The sequence below is a fragment of the Paraburkholderia sediminicola genome (assembly GCF_046026895.1).
Taxonomy (GTDB): domain Bacteria; phylum Pseudomonadota; class Gammaproteobacteria; order Burkholderiales; family Burkholderiaceae; genus Paraburkholderia; species Paraburkholderia sediminicola_C.
In genome coordinates this window covers 157,078-182,181 of sequence record NZ_JAQQEU010000005.1, presented here as the reverse complement: position 1 = coordinate 182,181, position 25,104 = coordinate 157,078, and the positions used below count along the sequence as shown (strand labels likewise).

General features: G+C 63.5%; 20 protein-coding genes. 15 read left to right on the top strand and 5 right to left on the bottom strand.

The annotated features are described in order from the left end of the window. Positions 1 to 135 precede the first annotated feature (135 nt). The 5 genes from PQR02_RS05930 (at position 136) to PQR02_RS05910 (ending at position 9,120) form a co-directional block, all read left to right on the top strand. Positions 136 to 792 carry an HD domain-containing protein gene (locus PQR02_RS05930; protein ID WP_408226862.1) on the top strand — a complete coding sequence of 219 codons (657 nt, stop codon included), beginning with the start codon at positions 136 to 138 and terminating at the stop codon, positions 790 to 792. Positions 793 to 1,083: 291 nt separating this feature from the next. Beyond that, a complete protein-coding gene (locus tag PQR02_RS05925) occupies positions 1,084 to 3,090 on the top strand; it encodes a bifunctional DedA family/phosphatase PAP2 family protein (RefSeq protein WP_408226859.1) in 2,007 nt (668 codons plus the stop codon). 699 nt (positions 3,091 to 3,789) lie between these two features. Next, a complete protein-coding gene (locus PQR02_RS05920; RefSeq protein WP_408226856.1) occupies positions 3,790 to 4,965 on the top strand; it encodes a phospholipase A in 1,176 nt (391 codons plus the stop codon). Between the two features lie 365 nt (positions 4,966 to 5,330). Then, positions 5,331 to 6,557, top strand: coding sequence for a hypothetical protein (locus PQR02_RS05915; protein WP_408226853.1), 1,227 nt, complete (start codon positions 5,331 to 5,333; stop codon positions 6,555 to 6,557). A gap of 16 nt (positions 6,558 to 6,573) precedes the next feature. Further along, a complete protein-coding gene (locus tag PQR02_RS05910; protein WP_408226850.1) occupies positions 6,574 to 9,120 on the top strand; it encodes an ATP-binding response regulator in 2,547 nt (848 codons plus the stop codon). A 42-nt stretch (positions 9,121 to 9,162) separates the two neighbouring features. On the opposite strand, the gene PQR02_RS05905 is transcribed toward PQR02_RS05910, so the two are convergent. Both PQR02_RS05905 and PQR02_RS05900 read right to left on the bottom strand, forming a co-directional pair. Continuing rightward, complete coding sequence (locus PQR02_RS05905; RefSeq protein ID WP_408226847.1) at positions 9,163 to 10,296, bottom strand: hybrid sensor histidine kinase/response regulator; 1,134 nt, start codon at positions 10,294 to 10,296, stop codon at positions 9,163 to 9,165. A 237-nt stretch (positions 10,297 to 10,533) separates the two neighbouring features. Next, entirely contained in the window at positions 10,534 to 12,471 is a 1,938-nt protein-coding gene (locus tag PQR02_RS05900; RefSeq protein ID WP_408226844.1) for a bifunctional sugar phosphate isomerase/epimerase/4-hydroxyphenylpyruvate dioxygenase family protein, read from the bottom strand. Between the two features lie 72 nt (positions 12,472 to 12,543). On the opposite strand from PQR02_RS05900, the gene PQR02_RS05895 reads away from it, so the two are divergent. The 3 genes from PQR02_RS05895 to PQR02_RS05885 all read left to right on the top strand — a co-directional run bounded on the left by PQR02_RS05895 (position 12,544) and on the right by PQR02_RS05885 (position 14,788). Beyond that, positions 12,544 to 12,672 (top strand): hypothetical protein, encoded by a 129-nt coding sequence (locus PQR02_RS05895; RefSeq protein WP_408226841.1) that lies wholly within the window; start codon positions 12,544 to 12,546, stop codon positions 12,670 to 12,672. Between the two features lie 668 nt (positions 12,673 to 13,340). Beyond that, a complete protein-coding gene (locus PQR02_RS05890; RefSeq protein ID WP_408226838.1) occupies positions 13,341 to 13,643 on the top strand; it encodes an ArsR/SmtB family transcription factor in 303 nt (100 codons plus the stop codon). 83 nt (positions 13,644 to 13,726) lie between these two features. Beyond that, a complete protein-coding gene (locus tag PQR02_RS05885; RefSeq protein WP_408226835.1) occupies positions 13,727 to 14,788 on the top strand; it encodes an alkene reductase in 1,062 nt (353 codons plus the stop codon). A 160-nt stretch (positions 14,789 to 14,948) separates the two neighbouring features. Here PQR02_RS05885 and PQR02_RS05880 read toward each other — a convergent pair whose 3' ends face one another. Beyond that, positions 14,949 to 15,476: a GNAT family N-acetyltransferase gene (locus PQR02_RS05880; protein WP_408226832.1), complete on the bottom strand. Its 528-nt coding sequence runs from the start codon at positions 15,474 to 15,476 to the stop codon at positions 14,949 to 14,951. A 198-nt stretch (positions 15,477 to 15,674) separates the two neighbouring features. Here PQR02_RS05880 and PQR02_RS05875 point away from each other — a divergent pair, with 198 nt between their 5' ends. The 4 genes from PQR02_RS05875 to PQR02_RS05860 all read left to right on the top strand — a co-directional run bounded on the left by PQR02_RS05875 (position 15,675) and on the right by PQR02_RS05860 (position 18,899). Further along, on the top strand, positions 15,675 to 16,322 hold the full coding sequence (locus tag PQR02_RS05875; RefSeq protein ID WP_408226829.1) for a VTT domain-containing protein: 648 nt from the start codon (positions 15,675 to 15,677) through the stop codon (positions 16,320 to 16,322). 118 nt (positions 16,323 to 16,440) lie between these two features. Next, the gene (locus PQR02_RS05870) at positions 16,441 to 16,893 is read left to right on the top strand and encodes a MarR family winged helix-turn-helix transcriptional regulator (protein WP_408226826.1); all 453 of its coding nucleotides are present in this window, start codon (positions 16,441 to 16,443) and stop codon (positions 16,891 to 16,893) included. A 16-nt stretch (positions 16,894 to 16,909) separates the two neighbouring features. Further along, positions 16,910 to 17,473, top strand: coding sequence for an isochorismatase family protein (locus PQR02_RS05865; protein WP_408226823.1), 564 nt, complete (start codon positions 16,910 to 16,912; stop codon positions 17,471 to 17,473). 64 nt (positions 17,474 to 17,537) lie between these two features. Beyond that, positions 17,538 to 18,899, top strand: coding sequence for an MFS transporter (locus PQR02_RS05860; RefSeq protein WP_408226820.1), 1,362 nt, complete (start codon positions 17,538 to 17,540; stop codon positions 18,897 to 18,899). 108 nt (positions 18,900 to 19,007) lie between these two features. Here PQR02_RS05860 and PQR02_RS05855 read toward each other — a convergent pair whose 3' ends face one another. Further along, the gene (locus tag PQR02_RS05855) at positions 19,008 to 20,531 is read right to left on the bottom strand and encodes a CoA-acylating methylmalonate-semialdehyde dehydrogenase (protein WP_408226817.1); all 1,524 of its coding nucleotides are present in this window, start codon (positions 20,529 to 20,531) and stop codon (positions 19,008 to 19,010) included. Between the two features lie 241 nt (positions 20,532 to 20,772). Next, positions 20,773 to 21,729: a LysR family transcriptional regulator gene (locus PQR02_RS05850; protein ID WP_408226814.1), complete on the bottom strand. Its 957-nt coding sequence runs from the start codon at positions 21,727 to 21,729 to the stop codon at positions 20,773 to 20,775. A gap of 311 nt (positions 21,730 to 22,040) precedes the next feature. Here PQR02_RS05850 and PQR02_RS05845 point away from each other — a divergent pair, with 311 nt between their 5' ends. Genes PQR02_RS05845 through aroQ form a run of 3 tightly spaced genes read left to right on the top strand, consistent with a single transcriptional unit; the run spans position 22,041 to position 25,042 of the window. Then, the gene (locus PQR02_RS05845) at positions 22,041 to 23,447 is read left to right on the top strand and encodes an MFS transporter (protein ID WP_408226811.1); all 1,407 of its coding nucleotides are present in this window, start codon (positions 22,041 to 22,043) and stop codon (positions 23,445 to 23,447) included. Between the two features lie 44 nt (positions 23,448 to 23,491). After that, complete coding sequence (locus PQR02_RS05840; protein WP_408226808.1) at positions 23,492 to 24,559, top strand: Gfo/Idh/MocA family protein; 1,068 nt, start codon at positions 23,492 to 23,494, stop codon at positions 24,557 to 24,559. A gap of 45 nt (positions 24,560 to 24,604) precedes the next feature. After that, complete coding sequence (aroQ, locus tag PQR02_RS05835; RefSeq protein WP_408226805.1) at positions 24,605 to 25,042, top strand: type II 3-dehydroquinate dehydratase; 438 nt, start codon at positions 24,605 to 24,607, stop codon at positions 25,040 to 25,042. Positions 25,043 to 25,104: the final 62 nt, after the last annotated feature.

Sequence of the window (25,104 nt, the reverse complement as noted above, 5' to 3'; positions counted from 1 at the left end):
CCCTAAACGTATGACGTTGCGCTGCGTGCTTCGTTCAAGTACGGCCAAAGAGCGAATCAAATTGCGAATGACCCGAAGCACGGCGCGCGTCGCACGATGCGCGATAATCGCCCGCTTTCGACACGGATCGCGCCGATGACAACAGCCGCCTTCGCCCCCTTCCAGGAACTGGCCGGAACCCTGCTGCCGCACGCCTTCGACGGCGACCACCACGGCAACGGCGACGGCTCGCACGACACCTCGCATCTGCAACGCGTGTGGAAAAACGCGGCGGCCATCCACGCCGAAGAAGGCGGCGACGCGCAAGTGCTGTTCGCCGCGACCCTGCTGCACGACTGCGTGGCCGTGGAGAAGAACTCGCCGCTGCGTGCGCGGGCGTCGCGGCTGTCGGCCGACAAGGCGGCGCGCGTGCTGGCGTCGCTCGGCTGGCCGCCCGCGCAAATCGAGGCCGCCGCGCATGCGATCGAGGCGCACAGTTTTTCGGCCGGCGTCGCGCCCGTCACGCTCGAAGCGAAGACGCTGCAGGATGCCGACCGGCTCGACGCGCTCGGCATGCTGGGCGTGGCGCGCTGTTTCTATGTGGCCGGACGTCTGGGCCGCGCGCTATACGACCCGGTCGATCCGCACGCCGCGCACCGTCCGCTCGACGACACGCGCTACACGCTCGACCATTTCCAGACCAAGCTGCTGAAGCTCGCGTCCGGCTTCCAGACCGCGACCGGCGCGCGGCTCGCCGGAATTCGCCACGCCCGTTTGCAGCGTTTCGTCGACGAATTCTCCGACGAAATCTGAACGTCGTACCACACACTGCGGACACCCACGCAGACCCGGCACACAGCGCGATCAATGGCGCAGCCACGCCGCCATGCGCGCCGCCACCGCCATCCCTACCGCACACACAAGATCCGCGCAGACGACCATAGACCGCGACGCGCCAGCCCCCGGCTGCGAAGCGACGCATCAAGCAGGCACTTCCAGCACTCCCCACCGCCATTTCACAGTCCGCCACTTTGCAAAAGGGAATAACACCGCCCCCTTGCGCGTTATGATCGGCTGACACGCCAGAACGGCCGATCGCGCACGATGGAGCACGCCTACATCCACCTTCTGCATCAGCTAGCCGGCCATTCGGCGTGGATGCTCGCGGTCGTCTTCCTCGCGTCCTTCCTGGAGGCGGTCGCCGTGATCGGCACCTTCATCCCCGGCAGCACCGCGATGTTCCTCGCCGGCGCGCTGACCGGCACCGGATCGCTGAGCCTCGGCTGGGTCTTCATGTGGGCCATCGTCGGCGCGATCGCCGGCGACGGCATGAGCTTCTGGCTCGGCGGCCGCTACAACGAACGGATCGTCCAGCTATGGCCGTTCCGCAAACACCCCGAACTGCTCGACGCAGGCCACCGCTTCTTTCGCAAGCATGGCGCGAAGAGCGTCGTGCTGGCCCGCTTCATCGGCCCGCTGCGGGCCATCGTGCCCGTCTCCGCGGGCATGCTCGGCATGCCGCCGCTGCGTTTCTACGCGATGAACGTGTTGTCCGCGCTGTTGTGGGCGCCCGCCCATATCCTGCCAGGCGTGGTGTTCGGCGCGTCGGTGCTGCTGGCCGGCGCGGTGTCGTTCCGGCTCGTCGTGATCCTCGCGCTGCTGGTGTGCATCGTCTGGCTGAGCTTTCGCGGCGCCCGCTTTTTGCTCTCGCACGCCAATGCGTGGTCGAGCGCGGCGGGCCGCCATCTCGGCGATTGGGCGTGCCGGCACCCCGGTCCGCTCGGCCGGGTCGCGCGCAACATGCTCGACCCCGACACGCCGGATGCGACCAGCCTGCTGGTGACGTCGCTGATCGTGCTGGCGTCCGGCGCGCTTTTTTTCGGCGTCCTCGACGACGTGGTCAGCGGCGATCCGCTGACGACCCTCGATCTGTCCGTCTATCACTTCCTGCAATCGGTGCGCACGCCGTGGGGCGACACCATCCTCGCGGCGCTCGCGACGCTCGGCAGCGGCATCACGCTGACGTCGCTGATCGTCATGGTCACGCTGTGGATGCTGTGGGAGCGGCGTTGGCGCACCATCGGCTACTGGCTCGCCGCGGTGGCGTTTTCCCAATTGCTGATCTTTGCGCTGCAGTTCGCGATGCAGCGCGCGCCGCCCAACGAACTGATGACCGGCCACTACGTGTTTCCGAGCAATCACGTGGCCGCGACGGTCATCGTGTACGGCTTCCTCGCGTTCCTGCTCGCGCGCCGGGTCGGCATGGTGGTAGCCGTGCTGGTGGCGGCCGGGAGCACGATCATCGTGATCGTGGTCGCGCTCGCGGGCGTGTACTTCGGGCGCTACTGGCTGTCCGACGCGATCGGCGGGGCCGCGCTCGCCTATGTGTGGGTCGCGATCGTCGCGCTGACGGCAATGTGGCGGCATCCGCAAGCGCCGCCGCAACGCGAGTTCATGCCTGCGTTCATGCTGGTGGTCGTGCTGGTCAGCGTGGGCGCGCAGCTCGCCGTCAATCTGCCGGCGACGCCGCCGGGCAGCGTGCAACACCCGCTGCCAGTACTCGTCACGCAATCGGATTGGACCCTTTCCGTGTGGAAACAGCTGCCGTGCTACCGCTCGGACATGGGCGGCGACCGCAAGGAGCCGCTCACGCTGCAGTGGGTGTCGAACCTCGATTCGATCCGCGGACAACTGCGCGCCCAGGGATGGGTCGAGGGCACCGACGTGTCCGCGCACAGCCTGCTCTCGCTCGCATCGCCCGACGTCGCGGCGGTGTCGCTGCCGGTGCTGCCGAAGCTGAACAACGGCGTGCCTTCGTCGCTGGTCCTGATGCGTCCCGGCGACACGCGCGCCGAACGCGACGTGTTGCGCTTCTGGCCGAGTGGTTATGCGGTGGAAAACGGCACCTCCGCCACGCCGCTGTGGGTCGGCGCTTTCGCGCACGAGCGACTGTACCGGCCGTCGTGGCCGCTGAACATCCTGCGGGTCGACAGAAACCCCGGTTCGTTCGACGCCCGCATGAAAGCGGGTGCCGGGCTTGGCGCGGAGATTCTGGCCAAGGTGGATTGTCATGGCGTGCCGGTGTCGTTGCTGGCGTCGCCGGTGGAGTGAGCGGTGGGGTTGAGCTGTCTGGCCGTTAGCCGCTGACGCGCATGACCGCGCGTTCGTTGCACCTGCAAACAATTTCCCGTGCGCTCAAACAGTTAGGGGGTTAGCCAGGACTTGTCCACAACGTTATGAACGTTTTCCGTGGATAAGCCTGGGGGTGCGAATGCTTTTCTCTGGCAACCTGGCCATATGTGATCTGCGCGGCCGTAAAAAACTAAGCATGCCTATGGACTTATCGACGCGAACGCTAAAACTGCGAGAAGCGTCTTTAGTTTTCACACGCAGCATGCAGATGCGCGCTGCCATGACGAGATTTAACGGACTGACGCTCGATTCATGCGTTGCAGAAATGCAACGGCGATCGATCGAATAGGACTTCTTCCTGCATCGGCAGACGCCCAAAACCTGCTGCGGACGACCAGATAAAACATATCACCACCACCCAGTCACGCTTCCCTCATAACTCGCTTGAGTCACAATTTTTTTTACCTCTATTCTCCGCTTTGACGTTATCGTCTCGTTCCGACCTGAACTCGTAGATCAATGGGAGTTCCTGTGCGGAATCGATTGATGTCTCGAGCAAGGAAAGACCGCATTTCCGCCCATGGCGGCAATGATTCACACCTTCGCGGGTTATCTCTCGGTGTAAGCGTACTGGTCCTCTGCGCCAGCTATCCGGCTTACAGTCTCGCAGGCGTGGCCGTGCTGCGTCCGCCGCGCGAGGCGCTCTCCACCGCTCCGCTCGAAGTGACAGTCGTCTATTCCGGCGATCAACCGGGCGGCACGGAGATGGACGTTCCCGCGCAGTTGAACATTTCCATCAGCAACCCCGATGTCATTCCCAAGCCACTGACGCTCACGCGTGAGAGCGGCGCGCCGGACCATCTGAAGCTGGCGCCGGGCGATCTCAAAGCGGTCCGCTACAGCGGCACGTGGCCCAAGTGGGCGCGCGGCGCGATGAAGATCGACGTGCCGGAACTCGACGTCTCGCCCTCTTTCGTGTTGCTCACCCGCCCGCCCGAATCCGGCAAGTCGGCCGCGCTGGCTTCAGCGGAAGGCACTCATGAGGAGTCCGCTGGCAACCCGCAACAGCCCGCGAGTACTTTTCCCGTTTCTCCGCCGCTCGCTCGCGCGAATGCACCTATACCGGAAGTCAATAGCTTCCTGAGCCGCTTCTCCACTTATGAACCGATGTACTTTGCCGATGGCTCGAACGGAGAAAACCTCGCGAAATTCCAGTTGAGCTTCAAATTCCGCCTCGTCGTGCCGGACGATCCGCGCTCACGCGGCTTCGTCGATAACCTGTATTTTGGCTATACGCAAACCTCGCTGTGGGATCTCGGCGAGTACTCCGCGCCCTTCCGCGATACGAGCTACATGCCGCAAATGTTCTATTCGCTCGACGACACCGGCTGGAAGAGTTCGTGGTTCAGCAAGATGGGCATAGCGGCCGGCTACAGTCACGAATCGAATGGGCGCGACGGTCCGGAATCACGCGGCATCGACATTCTCTTCGTGCGCCCGAAGTGGGAATTCGGCGACCTGAATGGCAATCACCTGACCGTGGAACCGAAGATCTACTACTACGTCCACATTGCAGGCGAGAACTCGGATATCGCGGACTATCGGGGTTATGTGGATCTGCTGATCAAGTACGGCAGTACAGATGGCTGGCAACTGGCCACGACCTTGGGAAAGGGCACGAAATCCACTTACGGCAGTATCGACACGCAGTTCACCTATCCATTGGCGAAGCTGATCAACAGTTCGTGGGGCGGCTTTCTCTGGGTCGGATTCTTTACCGGCTACGGCGAAGACATTCTCGACTACAACCAGCATCGATGGATTGCGCGGATCGGGTACGCCGTTACGCGGTAGGCCGCAGGGGGATGGATGGGACGTTTCCATCCGCACTCGCTTAGGGCTTCCGCGCGCCGTCTGATAACGGACTGATAGCGCCGCGCGGGCACCGCGACGCCGCCGACACCACCTGGCCCCCGCAGACGCGCCCGCGCCGCCACGTCAGCCTGGTCGCGTGGCGACCGATTTCGTTTCGTCCGCTATGCCGATTGCATCGACATAAAGTCCGGTCAACGGGTTTACGCGAATACCCGATCAATGCTTTGTTAATGAACAGACGGGCACATCACAGCGGATTTCTCTAGAGTTGCAGGGTTGTCTGTCGTTTCTGACTGGCTACATCGCGCTGATTTTCCAGCGTAATTTCAACCTTAGGAAATCCAATGAAAACTTCTCTTCACAAAGAAGTGTTGACCAAAACCGTTGAGCACGCGGGGCTCCATTTGCAGCTCAATAGCGCACCACTCACCCTCAAACACACAATTCATCCGGAAGAGATCCGGGATAACCTGCCCACGGGTCATGGCGGCGTCGGTTTTCTATTTCACGCTACGGACTGGGATACGCTTTCATTTTCTTTTCATAACGTCAAGCACAGAAACGCGGCGTTTGAAGAGGAGTTGTGGAATACCAAGCCTTTTATTGCTTCGCCGATTTACTCGGGCTCTCAGATCGTCGGCGCCAATATCGCCTGCCCGGTGCCGCTCGAGATGTGGCTCGGCAGCCCGCGCGGCATCAAGCGGTTCAGGGAGACGCAATTTTTTCCGGCCCTCGAACTGGCAAGGCAAGCGGGCCTGAACATGGTGGCGATGGGCGCTTCCACGCCGTATGCGTGCAATTACGGTGCGCTGCCGCGGCATACGAAGCCGCCGCATATCACCACCGGCCATGCGGCCACCGCGGCGATGCTGAAGGACTGGGCGGTTCATTGCTGCAACGAGCTCGACCTCGAATTCGGCAACACCAGGCTCGCGCTGTTCGGCGCGGCGGGGCGGCTCGGCACGACGGTCGCCAAGTATCTGCTCTACAAGGATGTGCCGAAGGAGCTGATTCTGATCGACCTGCCGGACAAGGTGAATCTGCTCACCGAACAGGCGAAAGAACTGCTGGCGTCGGACCTGCTGGGCAAATCGCGGGTATCGGTACACACCTTCAGCCCGGACACGCCGCTGCCGCAATTCGACGGCGCGATCCTCGCGAGCAGCACCAGCGTGCCCTACCTCACCGCCGCCGATCTCAAGCGGGCGCAGTTCTGGATCGACGACTCCCACCCCCGCGCGGCGAGCGTCGAAGCCGAACTCGCTTCACGCGGCCATACGCTATATATTGAGTGCTTCGCCCGTGGCCCCGCCGGACTCGACACGACCTTTCCGTTCAGACTGCCGTCCACGCGCGATTGCTATACCTGCTTCGCGGAGGGCTACTCGGCCTGGCAGGAAGGCATTGCGTCGGACTTCATCATCGGCAGCCCGCCCGTGTGGTCGGTCTCCTATACTCACAGTCTCCTGAAGAAGTACGGGTTTTCGGTCGGTCCTTTCCATGGAAAAAACGGCTCGCCGATCACCCTGGAAGCGCAGCAACGCAGCAAGCACGAGTTGATAGGATCGTAACGACAATGGAGGCCTGATGGCGATATCGCGCGAAAGCATGCGGGATATGCTGGAACGAAGCAGGTTTGCAATTCGATGGGGCGGCGCACTCGGCCTCCTGTGCCACCCCATCTATTACGTCGTGTGGACGTATATCCTGCCGCAGCCATACGACAATCTTTGGCTCCGCCTGAGTGCGGCGCTCATCTGCATTCCATTGCTTTTTCAGGCGCATTGGCCCAAGCGCTTTAACCATTTTCTGCTGATTTACTGGCATTGCGCGCTGATCTACGTATTGCCGTTCGTTTGCACATTTCTAACGGTCAGAAATTCATTCTCCACGATGTGGATGATGACCGAGGTCATGATGATTTTCATTATGGCGCTATGTATCGACAATCCGCTTTTGCTGCTCACCTGTATCGGCATTGGCGTATTTTCCGGCGCGGCGGCCGCGGTCATCTCCGCCCCGGCGCCGATCGTCCTCGCCGCGGCCGACAAGTCCAATCTCGCGTTGCTGCCGGTCGTCGTCCTGTGCAGCATGGCGTTCAGTCATGCGATCAGCAAGGGGCGCATCTTCGTCGAAAAGAATCGCGCACTGCAGGCGCTCGCGGGCTCGATCGCGCACGAAATGCGCAACCCGCTCAGCCAGTTGAGGCACGTTCTGGACCGCGTGGAAGAAGCCTTGCCGGCGACGACGGAACCCAACCGGGCGTCCGCGCTGCCGCCCAGCGGCACGGCGTCGCTGTATGAACATCTTGCGCAAGGACAGTTGTCGATCGAGCGCGGCCTGCGCATCATCGCGATGACGCTCGACGAAGTCAGCGCGAAATCCGTCCGCTCGGATCGCCTGACCTATCTGAGCGCGGCGGCGAGCACACGCAAGGCGCTGGAAGAATACGGCTTCGACGACGGCAAGGAGCGCGGCAAGGTCAAGCTCGTGGTGCGAGAAGATTTCGTCTTCAAAGTCGACGAGACCGTCTATCTGTTCACGCTGTTCAACCTGATCAAGAATGCGCTCTATCACATTGCCACGCATCCGGCGGCAACGCTCACGCTCACGGTCGACAAACAGTCCGTGATCGTGCGCGACACCGGCAGCGGCATCGCGCCGGAGATCCTGCCGCATCTGTTCGAGCCGTTTCGCACGGCGGGCAACCCGGGCGGCACGGGCCTCGGGCTCGCGTACTGCCAGCGCGCGATGCACGCGTTCGGCGGAAGCATTAATTGCCAGTCGGAGGTCGGCAAGTTCACGGAATTCACGCTGCGGTTTCCCGCCGTATCGGAAGACGAAGTCGCGGAATACGAGCAGCGGATTTTCGAGCGCGCCGCGCCGGTTTTCGAAGGCAAGCGCATCCTGATCGTCGACGACGACGCCGGTCAGCGGACCCGAACCCGTCGCGCGCTGACGCAGGCGGGCGCCCAGGTGAGCGAAGCCGAAAACGGCGCGATCGCATTGATGACGCTGCGGCAGTCATCGCCCTACGACCTCGTGCTGATGGACATCAGCATGCCGGTCCTGGATGGCTATGCCGCCACCGAGAAGATTCGCGCCGACCACCCATGTCCGAACCGCAACGTGCTGATTGCCGCGTATACGGCGGAGCCCGGCAACGCGGTCCGCGTGCATGCCCGCAGAGCCGGGATGGATGACATCATCAGCAAGTCGTCGAGCGTGCTGGATCTGATCAGCGCTTTGCAGACGCTCCTCGAAAACGGCGGGCGGCATCATGCGGGCCAGCGTGCGGACGGCTTCGCCGGCAAATCGATCCTCGTGGCCGACGACGACACCTACAGCCGGCTGGTTGCCAAAACCTATCTGGAGCGGTGCGGCGCGAGCGTGATCGAGGCCGAGCATGGGCAGGCGGTGCTGGCCCGTTTGCAGGAAGACGGCGCGATCGACGCGATCCTGATGGATATGAACATGCCGGGCGCGAGTGGCGTCGAAACGACCCAGCAGATTCGCGCGCGCACCGACCTGCATGCGCACGTGCCGATCATCGCGTTGACGAGCCAGTCGGATATCGAATCCGTGCACGCGTGCCTCGCCGCCGGCATGAACGAGGTGCTGATCAAACCGGTGCAGGCCGGCTCTCTCTATGCGTGTCTCGCGAGACAGTTTGCACCGCAACCCGCATTGAGCCTCGCGGCGCAAACGGGTCGGTCACCGGCGCCTGTTGCGCCGGTCGAGCAGCCTGTGGCAATCGCGCAAGACGATCTGCTCGATGAAGATCACCTCGAAGAACTGGTCGCGCTCGATCTGCTCGACGACTCGTTTCTCAACGGTATCGAACAGATCCGCTCGCTGGTCGAGCGGCTCGCCGCCAGCGCGGCGGCGCTCGACGTCGAGTCGGCGCACGGCGCTTTGCACGTTCTGCTCGGCGTCAGCGGCAACATTGGAGCCAGGGCCTTGCATCGGTTCGCGAGGCAAATATATCCGCGCGTGATCGACGGTGAATGGCCTGGGGAGCCCGACTGGCTCGCACGAATCTGCACGTTGGGCGAACGCTCCGCGGACGCGTTGCAGCGGTATTACGGGTCGACTAAAGCGCGGCGCGCTCACCGCGACGCATTGAGCGAGTAGCGGCCCGCTCGCGGTGTGACCGTGAAGGCCGGCCGCGCGCGCTCATTGGCCTACGGCCACGATCCGCCCTTTCGCACCCGGAAAACCCATCGTGACCGTGGTCCCCGCGCCCAGCTCGGACTCGATCCGCAGGCACCCGCCGAACGATTGCATGATGCGGTTGCAAAAGATCATCCCCATGCCGTGACCGCCCGCCCCGGCGTACGTGGTGACGGGGTCCAGCAGCAAGCGCGCCTTGATCTCGGGTGCGATGCCGGGACCGTTGTCGCGCATGCGGATCTCGGGCTCGGGACTGTCCACTATCTCGAGGCAGAGCGCAGGCCCGGGCGTGCCGTCGAGCGCGCGCAGCGCATTGGACAACAGCGAGGAAAGCACGAGCGCCACGCAATTGGGCATCGCACGCACGACGAAATCCCCTTGCACGTCGACCCGTATCCAGTCGCGCTGCGAGCCGACGAACGGATAAGTGTCGAGCAGCGTGGCGATCAAACGCGTCGCCTTGACTTCACGGCCGCCCGCCTCCGAGGCTGACTGCTGGCCGCCGCTTTTGTGCACCGTCTCCCAGAACGACGAGATCAGCGTCAGGCAATACTGCGCATTGTTCAGCATCGATCTCGCTGCGTGACCGATGTCCTTCTGGCGCGCCGGATCGTATTGCTCGATCACGTCGTTCTCGACGGAGCGTGCAAAGAGCGAGATGGCCGCCAACGGCGTATTGAGTTCGTGGGCGAGGAAAGCGAGCGTCTCGTCCATCGCCAATAGCCGTTGTTGACGCGTTTCCCGCTCCGAGTAACGTGCGATCGCCAATTGCAGGACCTCACGGACCTTTTCCGTGCGCAGCGGCTTTTCGAGGATACGGAACACGTCGCCGGTATTGACCGTCTGCAACAGCATGTCCTTGTCCGCATACGCAGTCACGAGTATCCGCACGATCTGCGGATACTCGTGCGCCACCTGGCGCAACAGGTCGTCGCCATCGCGCCCCGGCATCCGGTAGTCCGTCACCAGCACGGCGATCTCCGCGCCATGCTCGCGCAGCACGGCAATCGCCTCGTCCGCGCTCCGCGCGACATGCACGCAGTAGTCCGCACGAATCGCGCGGGCGAAGTGGTTGCGCGACATCTCCTCGTCATCGACGAAAAGAATGGAAAACGGCGGCTGTGTGATGTCACTCATGGGTCACTCATTGCATTCGCAGCGAATCGCGGCAGATCGGAACTGAACCGGGACACAGCGCGGGGGTTAAAGCAGAGGTCTGCCGGGATCATAACCAAAGCGTGACGGTATGGGGGCTCGCGTTGCTCATCCGCACTTTCCGGCGGGGTGGTTCGCGCGGCTTGCAGGGCAAGCGCAACGCAGCGGGGGCGCCGGCCGGCGCCCCCGAGCGGGTCCGTCAAGATCCGCGTGAAGCGTTCAGGCGCCGCGTTGCGCCTGTGACGCCATCCGCGCCGGCGCATTGGTCGCACCGTACCCGTCATACGCATTCACGCGTTGCACGACTTCGAAGAAGAGACCGTCGTTGAAGCTCTCGGTGTAAATGTGAAAATAGTCGCCGGCCGGGGACCGGTCGAACAATATGCCGGCATCGCGCATGCGCGCCACCAGATTTTCATCGAGGTCGATGCGCGTGATCAGATCGTCGTAGTAGTTCGCGGAGATGGGCACGAAGCGCGCGCCGTTAGCCCTCATTCGCGCGACGGTGTCGAAGATGTCGTGGCAGTTCAGCGCGATGTGGTGAACCGTGACGCCACCGCCGGCCGCCACCGACCGTGCGGTGCGCGTTCCCGGTCCCGGCGACACATTGAGCACGAGGCGCATGCTGCGATCCGCGTTGGCGACGCCGCGGCTGCGCACGAGCCCGAACGGATCGGCCAGTTCGAGGCTCTCGCCCGGCTCCAGGCCGAGCACGGCGCGCGAGAACAGAATCCATGTGTCCAGCTGATCGACCGCGAGGCCGAGCGCGACATGGTCGATCTGTTGCAGTCCGACGCCTTGAGCGGCCGAATCGGGTTCGTCGTCGAGCACGAAATCGGCCTCGTAAAGGCCATTCGGACCGAGCGCCGACGACACGAAGCTCACGAGGCTGCCGCCCGGCGAGATGACCGCGGGCACGCGCTGCTCGTACGGACCAATGGGGCCGTCGTAGCGCTTGGACTGCATCGCCGTTGCGCGGCCGACCGCGCCTTCCGGGTCCGCGGTGCGCACGGCGAGCGCGCAGACCGACAAGCCATGCGTTTCGAAACGCGATCGCGCGAACGAGTTCGGCTGGGCGTTGACGATCAGATTGATGTCCCCTTGCCGGTACAGCGCCACTGCCTTGGACCGATGCCGGCCCGCGCGGCGAAAGCCGAGTTGCTGCAGGAGTGTGTCGAACTGTTCGGCCGACGCCTCGTCCGCCGCGAATTCGATATATGACAGCCCGGCAATCTCCGGTAGCGGCGGCGGGCTGTACAGTTCGATGCGTTGCAGCACTCGGGCGCGCTGCTCCGCGTATTTCGCGTGGTCCGGCTTGCCGTCGGGCGGCGCGGGATGCTCGAGCCGCTCGCGCACCTGGCTCTCCAGATAGAGCAGCGAGCGCATCGCATCGACTGCGATGCGGCGATTAGGCGTTTCGCGGAAGATGTCGTTGAAGATCTCCAGCGACAACGGCCCGGTATAGCCGGCCAGCAAGACCTGTTCAAGGAAGGTCGCCATGTCGAACTGGCCCTGGCCGGGGAACGAGCGGTAATGCCGGGCCCACTGCAGCACGTCCATCGAGAGCAGCGGCGCATCCGCCATTTGCAGAAAGAAGATCTTGTGCCCGGGAATCCCGGCGATGCCGGCCGGGTCGTCCTTCAGCGACAGCGTATGGAAGCTGTCGAGGATCAGCCCGAGGTGCGGATGATCGGCGCGCCGCACGATCTCCCACGCCTGCCCGTACAGGTTCGTCGCGCGCCCCCAGGCGAGCGCCTCGAAGCCGACCCGCAGGTTGCGCGCCGCCGCGCGTCCGGCAAGCTCGTGCAACTGCGCCGCCGCGAGGTCCGGGTCGTCGATGGTGAGCGGCGACGTGTTCGAGCAGCACAGCACCATCGAGACATCCAGCGCCTGCATCAGGTCGAACTTGCGCTCGGCTCGCTCGAGGCTGCGCCGGAACTGCGCGTCGGGCATCCCCTCGAAATCGCGGAACGGCTGGTACAGGTCGATGCTCAGGCCGAGATCGCTCGCCATCGCTCGCACTTGCGAGGCCGAACCCTTGTAGTTGACGAAGTCGTTTTCGAACAGCTCGATGCCGTCGAAACGCGCGGCGGCAATGGCCTCGAGCTTCTCAGGCAGCGTGCCGCTGAGCGACACGGTGGCAATGGTGCGGCGCATGATTTTTCCCCGGCGTCAGTAACGAATCCACTCTACCCGATGGCAGCGATGGTAGCGACGGCTGCGATATCCATGAATACGCTGGATGCCGTCTCCGTCGATGTGACGCCGGCCGATCAGGCCAGCGCCGGCAACGGCCAGCTGGAGTTGTCTCATGATTTGTCTGATATTGGCCGCGCCGGAGTTGGAGAGGCATCGTAAATGGATGTGAGAGTACTCTTGCCAATCATCGACACAATGCGGCCAGATGGAAAATCATAATGCGCTGCCAGCGAATAATGATGGCGTGCGGCGCGCGCTGACTGGGTAAAGTGAAACCGGTTGCCGGCCAATGGAGCCATCGGCGTGGCGGTCCTCAATCACAGGCTGGCCGGCGCATGTCCGAAGTCCGTCCGCTGTAAGGTTCATGGCAGATAGTGCTTGGGATAAGAGGCGTCGTGTGTTCAGCGTCGCCTCAATGCACCAACGCTTACCAACGAGGTCGAGCGGACCCGGCAGTTCAGTCACGCGTTTGCGGCGTGAATCTATCTCGTCACAACGTCGAGGAATAGGAGGGCTTCTAGCTTGACCGAACACGGATGGACAACGACCGAATACATTCGGTATCCTGATCAATAACTGCTGCCGCCTGCCGGTTGCCCGTCACGCAACGCGCTGACCTGAAAAAGTGCCATCCTGTTTGAATACTTCGGCGAGTATCCGGGAAGCACAGACCTTGTTGTACGTCCATACCTATCACCCCCATTGCCAGTAGTGCTTTCGCGCATATCGTCAAATTCCGATATATGATTCGTTCCGTAGCGATGCAGATGCGTCGATGCCGGCCGGCATCCCGCCTGCCCGTTGTCGAATACCTTGAAGCCAACCCAATGAAGCCCGATATCGACGCGATTCACAAAGCGCTTTCCAACCCGGTCCGCCGGGAGATTCTCGGCTGGCTGCGGGAACCGCACGCGCATTTTGCCGATCAGGAGTTACCACTCGATCACGGCGTGTGCGCGGGCAAGATCGACGCGCGCTGCGGGCTGTCGCAGTCCACCGTGTCGGCGCACCTCGCGGCCTTGCAACGCGCGGGGCTCGTCACGTCGAAGCGGGTCGGCCAATGGGTGTTTTTCAAACGCAACGAGCCCGTCATCCAGGCGTTCCTCGAACATATGAACGCCAGGCTCTGAACGCGTCATTCGCGTCGCCGCGCTTCTTTCATCACGCAATCTTTTCAGGCTCGGGCCGCGCCCGCCGCCAAAGGTGAAAACTTATGCCGACTCTTTTCGATCCGCTGCAAATTGGCGACATCACGTTGTCCAACCGCATCATCATGGCGCCCCTGACGCGTCAGCGCGCCGAAGAAATCCGCGTGCCGAACGCGCTGATGGCGCGCTACTACGCTGAGCGCGCAACGGCCGGTCTGATCATCAGCGAAGCCACTTCGGTCACGCCGCAAGGCGTCGGTTATGCGGAAACGCCGGGCATCTGGTCGCAGGAACAGGTCGAAGGCTGGAAGCTCGTCACGAGCGCCGTGCACGGGGCCGGTGGCAAGATCTTCCTGCAACTGTGGCACGTGGGCCGCATTTCGGACCCGCTGTTCCTGAACGGCGAACTGCCGGTCGCGCCGAGCGCAATCGCGGCAAAGGGCTACGTGAGCCTGGTGCGTCCGGAACGTCCGTACGTGACGCCGCGCGCGCTGGAACTCGAAGAAATCGCCGGCGTGGTCGAAGCGTTCCGCAAAGGCGCGGAAAACGCGAAGGCCGCAGGTTTCGACGGTGTCGAAGTGCACGGCGCGAACGGCTATCTGCTCGACCAGTTCCTGCAGGACAGCACCAACAAGCGCACCGATGCGTACGGCGGCCCGGTCGAAAACCGCGCACGTCTGCTCCTCGAAATCACCGACGCCTGCATCGACGTGTGGGGCGCGCACCGTGTCGGCGTGCATCTCGCGCCGCGCCGCGACTCGCACGCCATGGGCGATTCCGACCCGGCTGGCACGTTCGGCTATGTGGCCCGCGAACTCGGCAATCGCAAGATCGCGTTCATCGCCGCTCGCGAATCGCTCGGCGACGACCGCCTCGGCCCGCAACTGAAGAAAGCATTCGGCGGCCCGTACATCGCGAACGAAAAGTTCACCAAGGAAACCGCGCAACAGGTGCTCGACGCGGGTGAAGCGGACGCGGTGGCATGGGGTCAGCTGTTCATTGCGAATCCGGATCTGGTGCGCCGCTTCGCGACGAATGCGCCGCTGAACAAGCCGGAACCGGCGACTTACTATGCGCGCGGCGAAACCGGCTACGTCGATTATCCGACGCTGGAAACGGTGGAATGAGCAGGCGGCGCGCCGCAGGTCGATGCGCCGATGCATGGAGGCGGCGCATGAACAGCGGTGGCTAGCGCTGAATACGCTGTAAAACACGCGGCGGGTGTGACTGAACGATATGTCGGTCACGCCCGCCGCGTTTCCTTTTGCACGCCGAAAACCTCGCGCGTCATCCAAGATCACGCCGCATGAACACGCGCTTCGATTCGTCGAGTCCTCGCGCAATATGCGCGTCGCGCCGCGCGATCAACGCCGCGTCGAGTTCGACTTGCGCGATATCGCGAAACCCAAGCCGCCGGTAGTACGGCGCATTCCACGGCACATCGCGATACGTCGACAGGATGAGTTGCGGCAGTTGCCGCATGCGCGCGAGTTGCGCGACCTGTTCGAGCAGCGCCGCGCCGATGCGCCGTCCCGCATGCGAAGTGAGCACGTCGAGTTCCTGAACATAGATGCACGCGGGCTGCGGCTCGAACATCACGAAGCCGGCGCATGTTGCATCGGCGTCCACGGCGATCAGGATCTCGCGCGCTGCGATCTTGCGCTCGACGAACTCCCGCGCCATCGGCGGAGCATCGGCAATGCCGGCCATGCCTACGCTGACGAAACGCTCGCCTGCTTCGAATTCGATCGCGCGAATCGCGTCCGCTTCGTGCGGCAACGCAAAACGGAAGGTAACAGTGGCGGTGTGTTGCATGACGTTCCTGAGTGCGCGCTGGCCAGGGGCGACCACATGCTGGCCGGCATGGTCGAAGACATGCCCCGATATTGGCATCCCGGCCGGCGAATGGGCAAGTGAGACAGGCGGGACACGTCACGTGCGAAACAGGCAAAAACCACTGCGCATGCCCTCACAGGACTACACTCCAGACATCGGATCGCCCTTCGGCCCGCCATGGACCTCCTGAATCTATTCCAGATCGCCCTGCACCTCGATCAGCACCTGATGACGCTGATCGAGCAATTCGGCACCGCGGTGTACGCGCTGCTGTTTGTCGTCGTGTTCGTCGAATATGGCTTCCTGCCTCTGTTCTTCCTGCCGGGCGATCCGCTGATCTTCATTTGCGGCGCACTCGCGGCCACGGGCGCGTTGAATGCGTGGATCGTGGCGCCCGTGCTGTTCGTCGCGACGGTGACGGGCAGCATCGTCGGTTATGGGCTAGGCCGCGCGGTCGGCGAGAAGGTCTATTCCGCCAACTATCGCTGGCTGAACCACCATGCGCTGCGTAAAGCGCACGCGTTCAGCGAGGCGCGCGGCGGCCTGACCTTTCTGCTGTCGCCGTACATCGCCGTCGTGCGCACGTTCGCGCCGTTCGTCGCGGGCGTCTCGCGCATGACGTTCTCGCGTTATGTGTGGCTGGTCAGCGCCGGCGCGGCCCTTTGGGTCGTCTCGCTGATGGCCGCCGGCTTCCTGTTCGGCAATGTGCCGATCGTGCGCGAGCACATGAGTTCGTTCGTTCTGCTGGGCATCCTGCTCGGCGGCGCAATGCTGCTGTGCGGCGCGCTGTGGCGCCTGTACCAGCGGCGCCTGCACGCGGACTGAAAGCGCCGCCCTCCTCCCCGCGTTGTGCGGGGCGCGATGCCCATACGGGCGCCGTCAACTTGACCTGGAACAGATATGAAGGTAGCCTTCTCAGGTAGCCTTCATATCCAGTCATCGCATGAGCAAGAACGACACCCCGGCCACAGCCGATGCACTGCACGCATTGGCCGAAGACCTGCGTGTGTTGGGCGTCAAGCTGCGCCGCCGTCTGCGCGAAGAGTCCCATGTGGGCGACTTCACGCCTTCGCAGATGCAGGTGCTCGCCCTGCTGGAGCGCGAAGGTGCGGCCACGGTCACCTCGCTCGCCCGCGCTCAGGGCATGCGCCCGCAATCCATGGGCGAAACGCTTTCGGCACTGAAAGCCGCCGGATTCGTGACCGGCGCACCCGACCCGAACGACGGCCGGCAGACGGTTCTCTCCCTCACCCCAGCCTTTCGCAAGAAGATCAAGGCGAGCCGGGCCGCGCGCGAAGACTGGCTATTCCGCACCATTCAGACCCGCTTTTCGGCGGCCGAGCAGAAACAGCTCGCAATCGGCGTCGACTTGCTCAAACGCCTGATCGACTCGTAACTCGCAGGAGCACACCATGGCACTCACTACTCTCGATGCAAAGACCGCGCTGGTCGTCATCGATTTGCAGCGCGGCATCGTCGCGCTGCCCACGGTTCACCCGTCGGGTGAAATCGTCCAACGCTCGGTCAGGCTGCTCGACGCGTTCCGCCGCCACGGGCTGCCGGTGGTGCTCGTCAACGTCGTCGGGGGCGCACCGGGCCGCACGGATCAGGGCCGCCACACCGGCGACTTCCCCGCCGGCTTCGCAGACCTCCTGCCCGAACTGAAGCAACAGCCGTCGGACCATCTGGTCACCAAGCGCACCTGGGGCGCGTTCACGAACACGGATCTCGAAGCGTATCTGCGCGAGCAAGGCGTCACGCAAGTGGTGCTGGTCGGCATTGCGACCAGCATCGGCGTCGAATCCACCGCGCGTTACGCGAGCGAACTCGGACTGAACGTCACGCTCGTGGTCGACTCGATGACCGACCTGAATCCGGACGCGCACACCAACAGCATCACGCGCATCTTCCCGCGCCTCGGTGAAACCGGCACGACGCAGGAAGTGCTCGACCTGCTCGAAAGCACGCGCGCATAACCATGCGCACGAGCGGGCCCTTGCGCTCATACGCCGCCCGCTCGCTTCAAAGGGAAACCCTCCGGTGACAGGCACATTCCGTTCGCTGCGAAACTTCAATTACCGGGTCTGGGCGAGCGGCGCGATCGTCTCCAACGTCGGTACGTGGATGCAGCGCACGGCGCAAGACTGGCTCGTACTGACGGAGCTGACGCATCACAATGCGACCGCCGTGGGTATCGTGATGTCGTTGCAATTCGGGCCGCAAATGCTGCTGCTGCCGCTCACCGGCTATGCGGCCGATCACTTCGACCGCCGCAAGCTGCTGTTCGCCACTCAGGCGGCAATGGGTTCGCTGGCGCTGGCCCTCGGTCTTCTGACCGTGACGGGACTCGTGCAGCTCTGGCAGGTCTATGTATTCGCGGGACTGCTCGGCTGCGTCACCGCTTTCGATTCCCCCGCGCGCCAGACCTTCGTGTCCGATCTGGTCGGCGAACGCGATCTGGCCAACGCTGTCGGACTGAATTCCACCTCGTTCAACGCCGCGCGCATGATCGGGCCTGCGGTGGCCGGCCTGCTGATCGCGTCGGTGGGCACAGGCTGGGTGTTTCTGATCAACGCGCTTTCTTTCGTCGCCGTGCTCGGTTCGCTGCGCATGCTGCGGCTCGGCGAATTGCATCAGAAGCCCCGCGCGATACGTTCACGCGGCAGCTTCGTGGAAGGCTTCAAGTATGTGTGGACGCGTCCCGATCTGAAAGCGGCATTGCTGATGCTGTTCCTGATCGGCACGTTCGGACTGAACTTCCCGATCTTCATTTCGACGATGTCGGTCACCGCGTTTCATGCGGGCGCCAGTCAATACGGCGTGTTGAGTTCGACGATGGCGATCGGCTCGGTGACGGGCGCATTGCTCGCCGCGCGCCGCGCGAAACCGCGGATGGCGCTGCTGCTCGGCGCGGCCGCGATCTTCGGCGTGGGTTGCGCGGCCGCGGCGGTGATGCCGAACTACGTGCTGTTCGGCATGATGCTCGTGGTGATCGGCGTATGTACGCAAACCTTCACCACGTCCACCAACAGCCTCGTGCAACTCTCGACCGAACCCGCGATGCGCGGCCGCGTGATCGCGATCCTGCTGGCTATCGCGCTGGGCGGCACGCCGCTCGGCGCGCCGGTCGTCGGCTGGGTGGCGGACCGCTTCGGCCCGCGCTGGGCGCTCGGCGTGGGCGCCGCATCGGGTTTCGCGGCGGCGCTGGTCGGCTTGCTGTATCTGGTGAAATACCCCCAGTTGCGGGTGTTTGTCGAGGGGCGACGGCTGCGCTACAGCATCGACGATCCACAGCCGGCTGCCGCCGCTTCGTCTGCGGCTTCGAACTATGTCGGTCCCGTTGCCGCGGTCCGCAACGCCGCGTTGAACGAAGCGGAAGAGGACACTTCATCCAGCGTCTGAACGTCGGAGCACCTTTACCGCCTCGACAAAAACGCCCCGCCTCAAAATTCAGGCGCGGCTTTACCTTTTCAAGAGCGGCAACAGCGGCGGCAATGCCGCCGCGCCGGCCTATTTCGCCACCGGCATCGTGAACTCGGCGCCCTTCGCGATGCTGTCCGGCCAGCGCTGCATGATGCTCTTGTAGCGCGTATAGAAGCGCACGCCCTCTTCGCCGTATGCATGGTGATCGCCGAACAGCGACCGCTTCCAGCCGCCGAACGAGTGCCATGCCATCGGCACCGGAATCGGCACGTTGATGCCGACCATGCCCACCTGAATTTGCCGCCCGAACGCGCGCGCGACACCGCCATCGGAAGTGAAGAGCGACACGCCATTGCCGAACTCGTGCGCGTTGATCAGCTCGACGGCGCTCGCGAAGTCGGGGACGCGCACCACCGCGAGCACCGGGCCGAAGATCTCTTCCTTGTAGATCTTCATCTGCGTGCCGACACGGTCGAACAGCGTACCGCCGATGAAGAAGCCCGCTTCGTCCGCCACCGGATGCGCGCGGCCGTCGACGATCAGCTGCGCGCCTTCCGCCTCGCCCGACGCGATATAACCCGCCACCTTGGCCTTATGTTCGGCGGTAACCAACGGTCCCATCTCGGCGTCGAGATGCTCGCCGTTCCTGATGACGAGCGCCTTGACGCGCGGCACCAGCCGCTCGATCAGCTGATCGGCGACCTCGCCGACCGCCACCGCCACCGAGATCGCCATGCAACGCTCGCCCGCCGAACCATAGGCCGCGCCGATCAATGCATCGACCGCCTGGTCGAGATCGGCGTCCGGCATCACCACCAGGTGATTCTTCGCGCCGCCCAACGCCTGCACACGCTTGCCGTGCTTCGATGCTTGCGTGTGAATGTATTCGGCGATCGGCGTGGAGCCCACGAACGACAGCGCCGCGACGTCGGGATGTTCGATCAGCGCATCCACGGCCACCTTGTCGCCGTTCACGACGTTGAACACGCCGTCAGGCAGACCGGCTTCCTTCAGCAACGCAGCGATGCGCAGCGAAGCCGACGGGTCGCGTTCCGACGGCTTCAGCACGAACGTATTGCCGCACGCCAGCGCGATCGGGAACATCCACATCGGCACCATCACCGGAAAATTGAACGGCGTGATGCCGGCGACCACGCCGAGCGGCTGGCGCAGGTTCCAGTTGTCGATGCCACCGCCGATCTGGTCGGTGAAGTCGGTCTTCAACAGGTTCGGGATGCCGCACGCGAACTCGACCACTTCGATGCCGCGCACCACCTCACCTTGCGCGTCCGTGAACACCTTGCCGTGTTCGCGCGTGATCAGCATCGCGAGTTCGTCGTGATGCTGGTTCAACAGCTCCTTGAACTTGAACAGAATGCGCGCGCGCTTGAGCGGCGCGGTTTCGCTCCAGGCGGGAAACGCGGCTCGCGCTGCGCTGACGGCCGCGCCCACTTCCTCGACCGATGCCATCGCCACGGAGCCGGTCACTTCGCCGGTCGCGGGATTGAAGACGTCCTTGAAGCGGCCGCTCGTCGGCGCAACCAAGACGCCGCCGATGTAATGACCCAACTGCTGCACCGACAGCTTCGCTTGTTCGTTCACTGCGTTCATGTCTTACCTCGGGTTCGGAGAAGGCCGCGGTGCATCGCCACCGGGCGCGGGCAAAAAGACCGGACGATGTCGCACAGCATGCGAGCGGCGCTCCGCTTGCCGGCCGGGCTTGATCGAAACTGGCCCAACTGTATCGACGGTGTCCGTCATATTCCCGATACAGCGCAACAGAACCGCGCCTCACTGTGTTGTTTTCTGCGTGGCAACTGTATTGGAGCGTAGGTGTCGAGGCAGCGTCCCCTCAAAACCCGCCCACCCCCCGTGTCACCAGCGCATACGGCCCGCACGTCAACTGCTCCCTGAGGAACTCGATGCAGACCTGGATGCGCGCCGACGACGACAGCCGTTCCGCCGTCACCGCCCACACATCGGCGGACTGCTGGTAGTCGGGCAACACCCGCACCAATTCGCCGGCGCGCAGGCTTTCGGCCACATCCCAGATCGACACCATCACCACCCCATAGCCGTCCTTGGCCCACTGCACGACGATGTCGCTGAGATTCGACGCGACCGTGCCGGTCACCTTCACGCTCTTTTCGCCATTCGGCCCGCTCAGCCGCCAGACACCGAAGCGATCGTCGCGGCCGCGAAACAAGAGACAGTCGTGCTGCGCCAGGTCGCTCAGGTCGGCCGGCGCCCCGTGCCGTTCGAGATAAGCCGGCGACGCGCAGAGAATCCGCGTGCTCTCCACCATCTTGTGCGCGATCAGATGCGGCTCCTGCACTTCGCCCACGCGCACGTCGATGTCGAAGTTCTCGCCGACCAGATCCGCGCGGCGGTCCAGCAACTCCAGCCAGATCTCGAGATTCGGATGACGCTCGCGCAGCATCGCGAGAATCGGCGACACGTGTTTGCGCCCGAGGCGCAGACTCGTGCTGATGCGCAGCAAACCGCGCAACTCGGTGCGCCGGTCGGCGAACGCGTCGGCCATGCCCTGCACGTCGTCGAGGATTTTCTGCGCCCATTGCAAGGCCGCTTCGCCATCGCTCGTCACGCTGACGCGGCGCGTGGTGCGCTGAAACAGCTTGACGCCGAGACTGGCCTCGAGCATCGCGATCCGCTTGCTCACATGCGAGGGAGACAAACCCATTTCGGTCGACGCCGCCACGAAACTGCCGCGCCGCGCGATGTTGCAGAACAATTGGAGATCGCGCAGGAAAGATTCATTGCTGGCTGTGAGCGCATTCTGATTTTCCATCTGGTCGCATTGTGTCGGTGCGGAAGCACATTACCCTAGCCGTAACGAATGGCTCGGGCAAGCCAAAGCAGATCTGGCGGATTGTCCGGGACTCCGAATTGCTGGTTAACCCTCGGCGCCGACCAGCTTTGAAGCGGATGCCGCACTGCGGCAACCCGACAGACTGCCGGCACGATGTCATCGTCGGTCACAGCAGGTCACAGCAGGTTGCGCCAGTCCAGGAAAGTCCTGGCTTGCATAGTTTTGGTTTCAGTACGCAAATGAGTCAGCCATAGAAAGCTGATAGAAAACATTTCTGTTCAGGAGACGACATGGAAACGAACGCATCGGCGAGCACCCACGAGCACCGCTCGCAGGCTCGCAAAGCAACCGCTAGCGGCTGGATCGGCTCGGCGCTCGAGTACTACGATTTCTTCATCTATGCTCAGGCGGCCGCGCTGATCTTCCCGCAGTTGTTCTTTCCATCGAGCAACCCGAAGATCGCGATCGTCGCGTCGCTCGCAACCTATGGCGTCGGTTACGTCGCCCGCCCGATCGGCGCGATCGTGCTAGGCCATTGGGGCGACACCCACGGCCGCAAGAACGTGTTGCTCGTCTGCATGTTCCTGATGGGCTTCTCGACCATGGCGGTCGGCTTTCTGCCCACCTACCATTCCGTCGGCCTGCTCGCTCCGGTCATGCTGGTGATCCTGCGTCTGATCCAGGGCTTCGCGGTCGCCGGCGAAATCTCGGGCGCGAGTTCGATGATTCTCGAACACGCGCCATTCGGACGGCGCGGCTATTACGCGAGCTTCACGCTGCAAGGCGTGCAGGCCGGCCAGATTCTCGCCGCGGCCGTGTTCCTGCCGCTCGCCTACTTCATGGATGACAGCACGTTCAACTCATGGGGCTGGCGGATTCCGTTCCTGCTCAGCGCGGTCGTGCTGATCGCCGGCTACATCATTCGCCGCGAAGTGCATGAAACGCCCGCCTTCGAGAAAGAAGACGCCAGCGGCAACGTACCGAAATCGCCGATCGTCGAAGCCTTCCGCTACAACTGGGGGGATATGCTGCGCGTGGTCGGCTGCGCGCTGATGAACGTGATTCCCGTGGTCGCCACCATCTTCGGCGCGGCGTATGCGGTGCAGGCGTCGTACGGCATCGGCTTCTCGAAGAGCGTCTATCTGTGGATTCCGGTGATTGGCAACATTGTCGCCGTGCTGGTGATTCCGTTCGTGGGCAATCTGTCGGACCGCATCGGCCGGCGTCTGCCGATCATCGTCGGCGCACTCGGCTCAGGGCTGCTGTCGTTCGGCTACCTCTACGCGATCAGTATCAGGAACGTGCCGCTCGCGATCGTCATGTCGATCCTCATGTGGGGCATCGTCTACCAGGGCTATAACGCGATCTTCCCGAGCTTCTTTCCGGAGCTGTTCCCGACCCGCTCGCGCGTCTCCGCCATGGCGATCGGCCAGAACATCGGCACCACGATCACCGCGCTACTGCCGGCGCTGTTCGCCTACGTCGCGCCGCCCGGGTCGAACAACATTCCGCTCACCATCGGCTCGATCACGTTCGGCATCACGGTGATTGCGGCGGTGACGGCATGGAGCGCACGCGAAAACTACCGGGTCAAGCTAAGCGATCTGGGCCAACCCAACGCGGTGCCGATCGACAAGCACAGCTACGAAGCGCTGCGCGCCGAGACAATGGCCGAGTCAAAGAAAGCCGTCGCGTAAGCACTGCCTGACGCCGCTCATCGCCGCCAACGAGGACACGCTTCATGGACAGAATCCGGATCGCCGTGGCCGGCGCGGGCTACATCGGCCGCGCTCACATGGCCGTCGCGCAACAGAGCGGCACGTGCGCGCTGGCGGCGATCGTCGACCCGTCGCCGGCCGCCGCGGTGCTCGCCGCCGAGGCCGGCGTGCCACTCTACAGGACGCTCGGCGAACTGCTCGAACGGGATCGTCCCGACGGCGTGATCCTCGCGACGCCGAACCAGCTTCATGTGGAGCATGCGTTGACCTGCCTGGCGGCCGGCATGCCGGCGCTGCTCGAAAAGCCGATCGCCTCGACCGTGGAGGAAGCGCAAGCGCTCGTCGCTGAAGTGGAGCGCAGCGGCGTGCCCTTGCTGATCGGCCACCACCGCGCGCACAGTCCGATCATGGCGCGTGCGCGGCAGTTGATCGACGAAGGCCGGCTCGGCAAGCTCGTCGCGGTGATGGGCAGCGCGGTGTTTTTCAAGCCGGACCAGTATTTCGCCGACGCCGATTGGCGGTGCAAGCCAGGCGGCGGCCCGATTCTGCTGAACATGATTCACGAAGTGCACAACCTACGCATGCTGTGCGGCGATATCGTCGCCGTGCAGGCTTTTTCATCGCATGCGACGCGCGGCTTTCCGGTCGAGGACACGGTGGCGATCAATCTGCGTTTTGCGAGCGGCGCGCTCGGCAGCTTCATGCTGTCGGACACCGCCGCGTGTGCGCGCAGCTGGGAACAGACGTCGCGGGAAAACAAGGCCTACCCGACCTATCCGGACGAAGATTGCTACGTGATCGCGGGCACGTTCGGCTCGCTCTCGGTGCCGACGATGCGCCTGAAAACCTATGCCAAAGCCGAGGACCGTTCGTGGTGGAAGCCGTTCGACGAGAGCGTCGCCGCGTTGACTCGCGACGATCCGCTCAGGCTTCAGCTCGAACATTTCGCACGCGTGATCCGGCGCGAAGCCAAGCCGCTCGTCAGTGCCCGCGACGGCTTCCAGAATCTGCGTATCACCGAGGCGATCGTCGAGGCGGCCAACGCGGGATCGGTCGTCGACACGATGCCTGCCACCGCCTCGGCTCACTGAATCCACCAGTCTTGCGCTGTTCAATTCATTCTTCAGGGATGCTCAATGAAAACGTTCGTGATGCTGCACGGCATCAACCACAATATGTTCGGCAAGCGCGATCCGGCGCAATACGGCACCATCACGCTGGCCGAGATCGATAGCAAACTCCAGGCGCTGGGCAAGGAGCTGGGCGTCAAGGTGGAGAGTTTTCAGACCAACAGTGAAGCCGACATGTGCGAGCGCATTCACCAGGCTTTCACCGATAACGTCGACGGCGTGCTGATCAATGCAGGCGCGTGGACCCATTACAGCTACGGTATTCGCGATGCGCTGGCAATTCTGGTGGTGCCGGTGGTCGAGATCCACATGTCGAACATTCACGCGCGGGAAGCGTTCCGGCATCAATCCGTGTTTGCGGAGATCGTCAAAGGAAAGATTTGCGGCTTCGGCGTCGATAGTTATCTGCTCGGGCTGCGGGCGGCCGTGTCGAAGGCCGCGTAGTACCGGCGCGGCATGACGCCGCGTACGGTCGCCTCGACCGCACGCGGCGCGGCATGGCGAGC